Source organism: Pseudomonas frederiksbergensis (assembly GCF_001952935.1).
In the GTDB taxonomy this organism is placed as follows: Bacteria; Pseudomonadota; Gammaproteobacteria; order Pseudomonadales; family Pseudomonadaceae; genus Aquipseudomonas; species Aquipseudomonas frederiksbergensis.
In genome coordinates this window covers 1596543-1607128 of the sequence record NZ_CP018319.1, presented here as the reverse complement: position 1 = coordinate 1607128, position 10586 = coordinate 1596543, and the positions used below count along the sequence as shown (strand labels likewise).

General features: G+C 60.0%; 12 protein-coding genes and 1 pseudogene. 7 read left to right on the top strand and 6 right to left on the bottom strand.

Going from position 1 to position 10586, the window contains the following annotated elements:
* Positions 1-69 precede the first annotated feature (69 nt).
* From yfiR to yfiB, 3 genes are read left to right on the top strand one after another with little or no spacing between them, the layout of a single operon-like run.
* Positions 70-645 (top strand): regulatory sequestration protein YfiR, encoded by a 576-nt coding sequence (gene yfiR, locus PFAS1_RS07650; protein WP_076028739.1) that lies wholly within the window; start codon positions 70-72, stop codon positions 643-645.
* Positions 642-1910 carry a diguanylate cyclase DgcN/YfiN gene (gene dgcN / locus PFAS1_RS07645; RefSeq protein WP_076028738.1) on the top strand — a complete coding sequence of 423 codons (1269 nt, stop codon included), beginning with the start codon at positions 642-644 and terminating at the stop codon, positions 1908-1910. Before yfiR ends, dgcN begins: the two co-directional genes overlap by 4 nt.
* A gap of 5 nt (positions 1911-1915) precedes the next feature.
* Positions 1916-2425, top strand: a complete 510-nt coding sequence (yfiB, locus tag PFAS1_RS07640; protein ID WP_076028737.1) for an outer membrane lipoprotein YfiB — start codon at positions 1916-1918, stop codon at positions 2423-2425.
* Here the strand turns inward: yfiB and PFAS1_RS07635 are convergent.
* Positions 2422-3369: a LysR family transcriptional regulator gene (locus PFAS1_RS07635; RefSeq protein ID WP_076028736.1), complete on the bottom strand. Its 948-nt coding sequence runs from the start codon at positions 3367-3369 to the stop codon at positions 2422-2424. The genes yfiB and PFAS1_RS07635 overlap by 4 nt on opposite strands.
* Positions 3370-3532: 163 nt before the next feature.
* Between PFAS1_RS07635 and PFAS1_RS07630 the strand changes: the two genes are divergently transcribed.
* Together PFAS1_RS07630 and mmsB are read left to right on the top strand one after the other, a co-directional pair.
* Entirely contained in the window at positions 3533-5059 is a 1527-nt protein-coding gene (locus PFAS1_RS07630) for a CoA-acylating methylmalonate-semialdehyde dehydrogenase (protein ID WP_046055588.1), read from the top strand.
* Between the two features lie 10 nt (positions 5060-5069).
* Positions 5070-5957 (top strand): 3-hydroxyisobutyrate dehydrogenase, encoded by an 888-nt coding sequence (mmsB, locus tag PFAS1_RS07625; RefSeq protein WP_076028735.1) that lies wholly within the window; start codon positions 5070-5072, stop codon positions 5955-5957.
* Between the two features lie 220 nt (positions 5958-6177).
* Here the strand turns inward: mmsB and PFAS1_RS07620 are convergent, their stop codons facing one another.
* The 4 genes and pseudogenes from PFAS1_RS07620 to PFAS1_RS07605 form a co-directional block, all read right to left on the bottom strand.
* Entirely contained in the window at positions 6178-6522 is a 345-nt protein-coding gene (locus tag PFAS1_RS07620) for a cupin domain-containing protein (protein ID WP_007946320.1), read from the bottom strand.
* A gap of 109 nt (positions 6523-6631) precedes the next feature.
* A complete protein-coding gene (locus tag PFAS1_RS07615; protein WP_076028734.1) occupies positions 6632-7003 on the bottom strand; it encodes a MerR family transcriptional regulator in 372 nt (123 codons plus the stop codon).
* A 46-nt stretch (positions 7004-7049) separates the two neighbouring features.
* Entirely contained in the window at positions 7050-7625 is a 576-nt protein-coding gene (locus tag PFAS1_RS07610) for an NAD(P)H-dependent oxidoreductase (protein WP_076028733.1), read from the bottom strand.
* Between the two features lie 45 nt (positions 7626-7670).
* Positions 7671-8554, bottom strand: a pseudogene (locus PFAS1_RS07605) (LysR family transcriptional regulator).
* Positions 8555-8756: 202 nt separating this feature from the next.
* Between PFAS1_RS07605 and PFAS1_RS07600 the strand changes: the two are divergent.
* The gene (locus PFAS1_RS07600) at positions 8757-9521 is read left to right on the top strand and encodes a sulfite exporter TauE/SafE family protein (protein ID WP_076028732.1); all 765 of its coding nucleotides are present in this window, start codon (positions 8757-8759) and stop codon (positions 9519-9521) included.
* Here PFAS1_RS07600 and PFAS1_RS07595 read toward each other — a convergent pair.
* A complete protein-coding gene (locus tag PFAS1_RS07595; protein WP_076028731.1) occupies positions 9511-9825 on the bottom strand; it encodes a putative quinol monooxygenase in 315 nt (104 codons plus the stop codon). The two genes, PFAS1_RS07600 and PFAS1_RS07595, sit on opposite strands and share 11 nt — an antisense overlap.
* Before the next feature lie 160 nt (positions 9826-9985).
* On the opposite strand from PFAS1_RS07595, the gene mdaB reads away from it, so the two are divergent.
* A complete protein-coding gene (gene mdaB, locus PFAS1_RS07590) occupies positions 9986-10576 on the top strand; it encodes an NADPH:quinone oxidoreductase MdaB (protein WP_076028730.1) in 591 nt (196 codons plus the stop codon).
* Positions 10577-10586 lie beyond the last annotated feature (10 nt).

The following is a 10586-nucleotide window of genomic DNA, read 5'->3' as shown; positions in this document are numbered from 1 at the left end:
CCTCGCTGGCGTCTGAACGCTGTGCTATCGTTGCGGCATCATTTCGCTACGATCGAAGAGAATCCCTGCATGAAGGTCGCTGTCTGGATGACACAGCGCGTTACCGGGTGCAAACACGTGCTGTTCGCCGGCCTTCTCTGTTTGTTCAGCGGCATCGTTTTCGCTCAGTCGCACACACCTGTGAGCATGGCCGATCAGCGCGCACAATCCGTCACTCAGGTGGTCCTCGGGATTCTCAGTTATGCCCGCTGGCCTGTTGAGCCAGCACAACTGCGCTTGTGCATTGTGGGCCCCACCGAATACACCGACGATCTGGTCAAAGGCACGACCCAGGCCACCGGTCGCCCGGTCACGGTGCGACGTCTGTTGGCCGACAACCCGTCGATTACCGGTGAGTGCGATGCGGTGTATATCGGCAAACTGACCAGTGATGAACGTAGCCGGCTATTCGCTTCGCTGGCAGGGCGTCCGGTGCTGAGCATCAGCGAACGCGACGACCCCTGCACCGTCGGCAGTCTGTTTTGCCTGCGGGTCAGCGATGAGCAAGTGTCCTTTGAAGTCAACCTGGATTCCGTCGCCCGAAGCGGCGTGCGTATTCACCCCAGTGTGCTGCAACTGTCCCGCCGCAAGCCGGCGGCGCCATGAGTCTATTCAAACCGGGTATCCGCCCAACCTTGCGCTCGGTCATCGGGCGCGGACATTTGATCGTCGCACTCGTGGCCGTGGCCATGGCCAGCATCTCGCTGACGTTGCTCGGCGTACTGGCCTTGCGGGTCTATGCCGACCACAACTTGCACCTGATTGCGCGCTCGATCAATTACACCGTGGAAGCGGCGGTGGTGTTCAACGACAAGTCTGCCGCTAGCGAAGCGCTGGCATTGATTGCGTCCACCGAAGAAGTGGCCGATGCCCAAGTGCTGGACGAGCAAGGCACGTTGCTGGCTCGCTGGGAGCGGCCGGAAACGGGGTTTTTCTCGGATCTCGAAATGCAGATTGCCAAGGCCTTTCTGGAAAAACCGATCAGCATGCCAATCGTCCATCAAGGTCAGGCAATTGGCAGCATCCAGCTCACCGGTCACGGGGGCAGCCTGTTGCGGTTTCTGCTCAGCGGTCTGGTCGGCATCGTTTTGTGTACCGCCGTCAGTGCCTGGGTGGCGCTCTATCTGGCGCGCCGACAACTTCGCGCAATCACGGGGCCATTGCGCAGCCTGGCGTTCGTGGCTCACGCCGCCCGCAGCGAGCGAGCCTTCGATCAGCGTGTACCCGCCGCCGCCATCGCCGAACTCGACAACCTGGGCAATGACTTCAATGCCTTGCTCGATGAACTCGAATCCTGGCAGACCCACCTGCGAAGCGAAAACGAAACCCTGGCCCACCAGGCCAGCCATGACAGCCTCACCGGGTTACCGAATCGGGCGTTTTTCGAAGGGCGGCTGATTCGAGCACTGCGTAACGCCAACAAGCTCAACGAGCAAGTGGCGGTGCTGTTTCTCGACAGTGATCGGTTCAAGGAGATCAATGATGGCTTCGGTCATGCCGCTGGCGACGCGGTGTTGGTGGCCGTGGCCAATCGGGTTCGAGCGCAACTGCGTGAAGAGGATCTGGTGGCACGCTTGGGCGGTGACGAATTTGCCGTCCTGCTGACGCCGCTGCACAGGATCGAGGACGCCGAATGGATTGCCGACAAAATCATCGCCAGCATGGAAGTACCGATCCCGTTGCCGGGCGATACCCAGGTGTTGACTTCACTCAGCATCGGCATCGCCGTGTACCCCGACCATGGGACCACACCCGGTGCTTTGCTTAACGCCGCCGACGCGGCCATGTACCAAGCCAAGCGCCTTTCCCGAGGCGCACAGCACACGGCAGGGTCGGAGCACTCTGTCGCCGATGTTCAAACCAGGAGCTAATTTTTGTGTTCTCACTGACCCGGCGTTCCCTGCGATTTCTCACCTTCACCTTCACCTTATTGATGGCTTTGCTGGCATTGAGCGGTTGCCAGACGGCGCCGCAAAAAGGCCTGACTCCGGCGCAGATCGCTGTGCTCAAGCAGCAAGGCTTCGAATTGACTGATGAGGGGTGGGCCTTTGGCTTGTCCGGCAAAGTGCTGTTTGGCAGTGACGACGACAGCCTCAACCCAGCCAGCACCGACATTGTCGAGCGTATCGGCAAGGCATTGCTGGGGGTTGAAATAGAACGAGTGCGGGTCGACGGCCACACCGATGCGTCAGGCAAAGAGTCTTACAACGAACAGCTCTCGTTGCGTCGCGCAAAAAGCGTCGGCAAGGTGCTGACCGTTGTCGGGATGAAAGAACAAAACATCCTGCTGCGCGGCCTCGGCAGCAGTGAACCGGTTGCTTCCAACAACACGCCGGCGGGCCGTACCGAGAACCGCCGGGTGTCGATCGTGGTGAGCGCCGATTAATCGGCGAACAGGGTCTCGCGACTTTCACCCATCAACAGACCCTGATTCTTCTCGGTGACCGCACGGATGTAATCCCACAACAGGGTGATCCGCTTGAGCTTGCGCAGGTCCTCGCGGCAGTACATCCAGAACTGTCGGGTGATGTTGATCTCCTGCGGCAACACCGGCAGCAATCGCGGATCCTGGGCGGCCAGGAAGCACGGCAGAATCGCCAGCGACCGCCCTTGCTGCGCGGCCACGAATTGCGCAATCACACTGGTGCTGCGCAGGTTGGCACTGGCGCCGGGCAACACATTCGCCAGGTACAACAGCTCCGAACTGAACGCCAGATCGTCGACATAACTGATGAATGAATGTTTACCCAGGTCAGCCGGGCGGCGGATCGGTGGGTGCTTGTCCAGATAATCCTGCGTCGCGTAGAGCTGCAATTTGTAGTCGCAGAGTTTGCAGCACACGTATGGCCCATGCTCCGGGCGCTCCAGGGCGATGACGATGTCCGCCTCGCGCTTGGACAGGCTGATGAAGTGCGGCAGCGGCAGGATGTCCACGGAGATTGCCGGGTAGGCGTCGACGAAATGGCTCAGCTGTGGAGTGATGAAAAAGCTGCCAAAGCCTTCGGTGCAGCCCATGCGCACATGCCCGGACAACGCAACGCCAGAACCCGAAACCTGTTCACAGGCCATGTGCAGCGTGCTTTCGATCGACTCGGCATAACCGAGCAACCGCTGGCCTTCGGCAGTCAGGACAAAACCGCTGGTCCGGGATTTCTCGAACAGCAACGTGCCCAACGCAGCTTCCAGCGAGCTGATGCGCCGCGACACCGTGGTGTAGTCGACCGCCAGGCGCTTGGCTGCGGTGCTGGCCTTGCGGGTGCGGGCGACTTCAAGGAAAAACTTGAGGTCGTCCCAGTTTAGCGAGCCTAGAGACGTGATGTTTTTTTGCATGATGGACCGGCTTTTATGTGCGTTCTTATTAGAAGTTTGCACATCTATACTCCAAAAACAGTCCGAGAACCAACTCGCGACACACGTCTCGTCTCAAGGCGACAGTCTCGCCTTGGCTATACAGATAGCTCTCTAAATAAGAACAACTTCCCGGAGACCCAATATGAACGCTTCGCTCACGCCAAACGAAACCACTGTCCAAACGGTAAAGCTGTTGATCGACGGCGAGTGGGTCGAGTCCCAGACTACCGAGTGGCACGACATCGTCAACCCGGCGACCCAGCAAGTGCTGGCGAAAGTACCATTCGCGACCGCGCAGGAAGTCGACGCTGCGATCAGTGCTGCCCATCGCGCCTTCCAGACCTGGAAGCTGACGCCGATCGGCGCGCGGATGCGCATCATGCTCAAGCTCCAGGCGTTGATTCGCGAACACTCCAAGCGCATCGCCGTGGTGCTCAGCAACGAGCAAGGCAAAACCATCGCCGACGCTGAAGGCGATATCTTCCGCGGCCTGGAAGTGGTCGAGCACGCCTGCTCCATCGGCAGCCTGCAAATGGGCGAGTTCGCCGAGAACGTTGCGGGCGGCGTCGATACCTACACCCTGCGTCAGCCAATCGGCGTTTGCGCCGGCATCACGCCGTTCAACTTCCCGGCGATGATTCCGCTGTGGATGTTCCCGATGGCCATCGCCTGCGGCAACACCTTTGTGCTCAAGCCGTCCGAACAGGACCCGATGTCGACCATGCTGCTGGTGGAACTGGCGATCGAGGCCGGTGTTCCGGCGGGCGTGCTCAACGTCGTTCATGGCGGTAAAGACGTGGTGGACGCGCTCTGCACCCACAAGGACATCAAGGCTGTTTCCTTCGTCGGTTCGACCGCCGTCGGCACGCACGTCTACGACTTGGCCGGTAAGCACGGCAAGCGTGTGCAATCGATGATGGGCGCGAAGAACCACGCCGTTGTACTGCCCGATGCCAACCGCGAACAAGCGCTGAATGCGCTGGTCGGTGCCGGTTTCGGTGCGGCCGGGCAACGCTGCATGGCCACCTCCGTGGTGGTGCTGGTGGGCGCGGCCAAGCAATGGCTGCCGGACCTGAAGGCGCTGGCGCAGAAACTCAAAGTGAATGCCGGCAGCGAGCCGGGCACTGACGTCGGTCCGGTGATTTCCAAAAAGGCCAAGGCGCGGATTCTGGATCTGATCGAGAGCGGCATCAAGGAAGGCGCCAAGCTGGAGCTGGACGGTCGCGAAATCACGGTTCCTGGTTTTGAGAAGGGCAACTTTGTCGGTCCGACCCTGTTCTCCGGCGTAACCCCGGAGATGCAGATCTACACCCAGGAAATCTTCGGTCCGGTGCTGGTGGTGCTGGAAGTCGATACCCTCGATGAAGCCATCGCACTGGTCAACGCCAACCCGTTCGGCAACGGCACTGGCCTGTTCACCCAAAGCGGTGCGGCGGCGCGTAAATTCCAGACTGAAATCGACGTTGGCCAGGTCGGCATCAACATCCCGATTCCGGTACCGGTCCCGTTCTTCAGCTTCACCGGTTCGCGCGGGTCCAAGCTCGGCGACCTCGGTCCGTATGGCAAGCAAGTGGTGCAGTTCTACACTCAGACCAAGACTGTCACCAGTCGCTGGTTCGATGACAACAGCGTCAACGACGGTGTGAACACCACCATCAACTTGCGTTAAGGAGCCGGACATGAAAATCGCTTTTATCGGTCTCGGCAACATGGGCGCGCCAATGGCGCGCAACCTGATCAAGGCTGGCCATGCGCTGAACCTGGTCGACCTGAACAAAACCGTTCTGGCGGAGCTTGAGCAACTGGGCGGCAGCATCAGCGCTTCGGCGCGTGAAGCGGCTCAAGGCGCAGAACTGGTGATCACCATGCTGCCCGCCGCGGTGCATGTGCGCAGCGTGTGGCTGGGTGATGACGGCGTGCTGGCGGGTATCGCCAAGGGTGTGCCGGCAGTCGATTGCAGCACCATCGATCCACAGACGGCGCGTGATGTTGCCGCGGCGGCGGCCAAGCAAGGCGTGGCCATGGCGGATGCACCGGTCTCTGGTGGTACTGGCGGTGCTGCGGCCGGGACTCTGACTTTTATGGTCGGCGCTACCCCTGAGCTGTTCGCCACCCTGCAACCAGTGCTGGCGCAGATGGGCCGCAATATCGTTCATTGCGGCGAAGTCGGCACCGGGCAAATCGCCAAGATCTGCAACAACCTGCTGCTGGCGATCTCGATGGTCGGAGTCAGCGAAGCGATGGCGCTCGGTGATGCGCTCGGCATCGACACCACGGTGCTGGCCGGGATCATCAACAGTTCCACAGGGCGTTGCTGGAGTTCGGAGATGTACAACCCGTGGCCGGGCATCGTTGAAACGGCGCCGGCCTCGCGCGGTTATACCGGCGGTTTCGGTGCCGAACTGATGCTCAAGGATCTGGGGCTGGCTACTGAGGCAGCACGTCAGGCGCACCAACCGGTGATGCTCGGCGCGGTGGCCCAGCAGTTGTATCAGGCGATGAGCCAGCGTGGGGAAGGTGGCAAGGACTTCTCGGCGATCATCAACAGCTATCGCAAACCGCAATAAGGAGTTTTCCGGGATTGTGGCGAGGGGGCTTGCCCCCGTTGGAGTGCGTAGCGCTCCCCCGCATTCCCTCAGGCATACCGTGTCGGCAGGTTTTACGACGGCTTCGCCGCCGAACGGGGGTAAACCCCCTCACCACAAAAGCTGGCTCCCACAGGGGCAGCATTGTTCCTATCGACATTTACCGGGAGATCACGTCGGGTGATCTCCCGGTTTTTTTGCATCAGGCAAACACGAAATACTTGCGCACGGTTTCAACCACTTCCCACGTGCCTTTCATGCCCGGCTCGATGACGAAAATATCACCGGCGCGCAGATGGATCGGCTCCTTTCCTTCTGGGGTGATGATGCAGTACCCCTCGCGGAAGTCGCAGTATTCCCACTTCACGTATTCCACATACCACTTGCCCGGCGTGCAGATCCACGTGCCCATGATCTTGCTGCCGTCTTCGCTGGTGTAGGCGTTGAGGTTGACGGTGTGCGGGTCGCCTTCGAGTTTTTCCCATTTGCAGGCGTCGAGCACCGGCAGTGGATGGGTATCGCGAAGAACGGTAATAGGTGCGGTCATGTGGACTCCGAGGCAGTGGACTAGAGAACTGAAGTCGCACCCTATAGCGCCCGTCCACCGGTCAGTTGTCTGTGCTCGACATTGAGCTGTCCAGAAACGCGCATTGCCCTCAAAGATTGTTCAGCGGGCAATCGAACCGGCTCTGTTCGAGGCTGGCTTCGAACTCGACCAATTGCGATTGCTGCTGCGACAGCGCAGCGATCCGCTCGCTGATTTCCTGCTTCTTGGCAGCGATGACCTGATGGGCCAGTTCCCACGGCATTTGTGGCCCTTGGTGTCCGGCGAAGATCGACTGCAATTCCTTGAGCCTGAAACCCAGCTGTTGCGCGCATTTGATGAAGATCAGCAGGTCAACGCTTTGCTGGTCGTAGACGCGGTATTTACCCAGCCGCTGAGCGGCAGGCAGCAGGCCGATCGACTCGTAATGGCGGATGCTCTTGATCGTGGTTCCGGAGCGTTGCGCGGCTTGGCCGATGTACATGGAAAGTCCCTATTCGCCGTGGTAGCCCGGTGCATTATCGGCAGACTCAGCGGCTGGCGATAGCCTGGGCCTGCAGCAACCAGGTTTCACGCTGGTCAGCGCTGGAACCGAGAATCGGGCCGAACGTGAGCGTGCGTCGTGGCTCGATGCCGCAGAATGCGAGCGTGGTTTTGCGTACCTGATGCAGTCCAGGCATGCGATAGATCCAGCGGTAATACCAGGGTGGCGTGTCCATGGTCACCAGCAAATGGGCGCTGCGACCGTGCAGCAGTTTGTCGGGAAAGGCTTTGCCTTCGCGGTATTTGAAAGCGAAACCCGGCAGGAACACTCGATCGAAAAAGCCCTTGAGCAACGCCGGAATTCCGCCCCACCAGATCGGATAAACCAGCGTCAGGTGCTCGGCCCATAGGATGTCGGTCTGTGCCTGACGCAAATCGGCTTCAAGCGGCTGGACCTGTTGATAACCTTCACGCAGCACCGGGTCAAAATCCATTGCGCCCAGAAACAACTGGCGCACCTCATGCCCGGCACGCACCGCCGACTCGGCGTAACGCTCGGCGAGCGCGCCGCAGAAACTGTTGCTCGCCGGATGACCCAGAATCACCAGAATTCGCTTGCCCATCGTCTCTGTCCTTGAATATGAAAACTCAAGGGTAAAGTCTGCCCCTCAGGGGAGAGTCAAGGCGTGCAGCAGGGCCTTTGCATAACCTGGCAGCGTTTCAAAGTCCCGCGCACAGAGCAGGAGTTTGCGTTGAGCCCAAGGTTCTTGCAGGGCGAGACTTTTGAAAGATTGTTCGTCGCGCCAGCGCTCAACCGCCGCAAGCGGGACGATCGCCAGCCCGGCCCCCGAGCGACCATGCGCATCACGCCATCGAAACCGTCGGCGCGGATGCGGATTTGCATGCGTGACCCGGTGTGCAGCGCCTGTTCTTCCAGGTACACCGCTAACGCGCTGTTGGCGTTCAGACCAACATAGTCGTGGTGCAAGGTGTCGCTGAAGCTCACGACATCTGCGGGTGCCAAGGGATGATCGCGGGGCATTATCAGTACCAGCGGATCGTCGCGAAACGGACGGGTCTGCAGGTCATCGGTGTCTACGGCGTCGGAGACGATGCCCAGGTCTGCGGCACCTTGGCGCAAGGCGTGGGTGATGCGTGCACTGGGCAGTTCTTGCAGATCGATGTCGAGGTTGGGGTGGTCGCGAAGAAAATCCGCAAGCAACTCCGGCAGGTATTCGGTGATTGCCGTGGTATTGCACAACAGTCGCACTTGGCCTTTGACGCCGTTGGCGTATTCCGCCAGATCCTGCTGCATGCGTTCGGCTTGTTGCAGCAGGACGCGGGCGTGTTGCGCCAAGGCTTTGCCCGCAGGCGTGGGATTGACACCGCGGCGACCTCGCTGCAGAAACTCGATCCCCAATGACCCCTCCATGGCGCGGATGCGTGCACTCGCTGCCGCCAGGGACAGATGACTGCGAGCCGCGCCGGCGGTGATGTTGCCGCTGTCGAGGATGTTCAGGTAGAGGCGTAGATCGGTCAGGTCGAAGTGCATCGTCAGTCCCAAAGATCGTTCCCACGCTCCTGCGTGGGAATGCCTCACTGGACGCTCTGCGTCCGCTTCGGCATGTGACGCGCAGCGTCACGGGCTGCATTCCCACGCAGAGCGTGGGAACGATCATGCCTCTTGCTGAGCAAGAGGCTGCCTCAGTATATGGCAGATTTTCAAGCAGCCATTCCGGGCCCACGATAGCGCCATGAATACTCTCGCCGCGTTCTACCAAAACCTCGGTCTGGCCCTTTCTTTGATGGTCATTGCGACCTTTTTGCTGGCCGGCATGATCAAGGGTGTGATCGGCCTCGGTCTGCCGACCATCGCGATGGGTTTGCTCGGTCTGGCTATGGCGCCGTCGCAGGCTGCCGCGCTCCTGATCATCCCCGCGACGCTCACCAATGTCTGGCAACTGGCATTCGGCGGGCATCTGCGGGGGGTGATCAAGCGGTTGTGGCCGATGTTGCTGGCGATTTTCATCGGCACCGGGGCGGGCACGTTGTGGATCGGCATGGCCGGTGGTCATTGGGTCGTGCGGGGATTGGGCGCTGCGCTGTTGCTCTACGCGTTGAGCGGGTTGTGTCTGCCGACCTTGCGTGTCGGCCGTCACACCGAGCGCTGGCTCGGTCCGCTAGGTGGCCTGTTGACGGGCGTCATCACCTCGGCCACCGGCGTCTTCGTGATTCCGGCCGTGCCTTATCTGCAAGCGCTGGGCTTGAACAAGGATGAACTGGTGCAGGCGCTGGGCTTGTCGTTCACCGTCTCGACCCTGGCCCTGGCCGCCGGACTGTTATGGCGCGGCGCACTGGGCGGTGGCGAGTTAAGTGCGTCGTTGCTGGCGCTGATCCCGGCGGTGCTCGGCATGTTGCTGGGGCAATGGCTGCGCCAGCGGATCAGCGCCGTGCTGTTCAAGCGTGTGTTCTTTATCGGCCTGGGCGTGCTCGGCGGCCACTTGCTGATCAGCGGGTAGCGGACGACGGGCTGAGCATGTCGATCGTGCGGATATCGAAATCCCGTTCCAGGTATTCATCACGTTGCTCAAGGAATTGCTTCATGTGCGGCAGGTTCGAGTGCACGTCCAAGTGAGCCTGGGACTGCCAGATCTCGTAGAAGATAAACAGCGTCGGGTCCTGTTTGTCGCGCAGCATGTGGTACTCGATGCAACCGGGTTCGGCGCGACTCGCTCGCACATAACCGCTGAAAAACGCTTCGAAGGCGTCGGATTTTTCCGGGCGGGTCTTGGCGTGCAGGATGAAACCTTGCATTTCACTCATCAGAAATTTCCTCAAGTTCAGAATCGACGCAAGTTTATGGCAACAATCGCCTGTCGATTCGTGCGTATTGGTCAAATGAATTTTGTGAATTCAGCGCTTATTCAGCGCGAGGCAGATCGCTACTCTGGCGCCATCGAATTCCAACCTTCCGAGACTTCCCATGAAAAAAGTCCTGTTGCTCAATGGCGGCAAAAAATTTGCCCACTCCGATGGCCGTTACAACGCCACCCTGCATGAAGCCGCGCTGAGCGTGCTGGATCGCGGCGGCATCGACGTGAAAGCCACTTTCATCGACGAGGGGTACGACCTCGCCGAAGAAGTGGCCAAATTCCTTTGGGCCGACGTGATCATTTATCAGATGCCCGGCTGGTGGATGGGCGCGCCCTGGACCGTCAAGAAATACATCGATGAAGTCTTCACCGAAGGCCATGGCAGCCTGTACGCCAGTGACGGTCGCACCCGTTCCGATTCGTCGCAAAAGTACGGCAGCGGTGGCCTGTTACAGGGCAAGCAATACATGCTGTCGCTGACTTGGAATGCACCGCAGCAAGCCTTCGACGACCCGACCGATTTCTTCGAAGCCAAGGGCGTGGACGCGGTGTACTTCCCGTTCCACAAGGCCAACACCTTCCTCGGTATGACCGGTTTGCCGACGTTCCTGTGCGTTGATGTGATGAAGCGCCCCAATATCGAAGCCGATGTGGCGCGCTATGAGCAGCATTTGACCGAGGTGTTCGGCCTGCCGGCGTAAGGTTCCTTTT

Bases quoted from the DNA above. Each gene is read 5' to 3' on its own strand.
- PFAS1_RS07600 (WP_076028732.1), top strand. From the start codon at position 8,757: ATGAATACTCTCGCCGCGTTCTACCAAAACCTCGGTCTGGCCCTTTCT.
- PFAS1_RS07630 (WP_046055588.1), top strand. From the start codon at position 3,533: ATGAACGCTTCGCTCACGCCAAACGAAACCACTGTCCAAACGGTAAAG.
- PFAS1_RS07610 (WP_076028733.1), bottom strand. From the start codon at position 7,625: ATGGGCAAGCGAATTCTGGTGATTCTGGGTCATCCGGCGAGCAACAGT.
- PFAS1_RS07635 (WP_076028736.1), bottom strand. From the start codon at position 3,369: ATGCAAAAAAACATCACGTCTCTAGGCTCGCTAAACTGGGACGACCTC.
- mdaB (WP_076028730.1), top strand. From the start codon at position 9,986: ATGAAAAAAGTCCTGTTGCTCAATGGCGGCAAAAAATTTGCCCACTCC.
- PFAS1_RS07595 (WP_076028731.1), bottom strand. From the start codon at position 9,825: ATGAGTGAAATGCAAGGTTTCATCCTGCACGCCAAGACCCGCCCGGAA.
- yfiR (WP_076028739.1), top strand. From the start codon at position 70: ATGAAGGTCGCTGTCTGGATGACACAGCGCGTTACCGGGTGCAAACAC.
- PFAS1_RS07620 (WP_007946320.1), bottom strand. From the start codon at position 6,522: ATGACCGCACCTATTACCGTTCTTCGCGATACCCATCCACTGCCGGTG.
- PFAS1_RS07615 (WP_076028734.1), bottom strand. From the start codon at position 7,003: ATGTACATCGGCCAAGCCGCGCAACGCTCCGGAACCACGATCAAGAGC.
- mmsB (WP_076028735.1), top strand. From the start codon at position 5,070: ATGAAAATCGCTTTTATCGGTCTCGGCAACATGGGCGCGCCAATGGCG.
- dgcN (WP_076028738.1), top strand. From the start codon at position 642: ATGAGTCTATTCAAACCGGGTATCCGCCCAACCTTGCGCTCGGTCATC.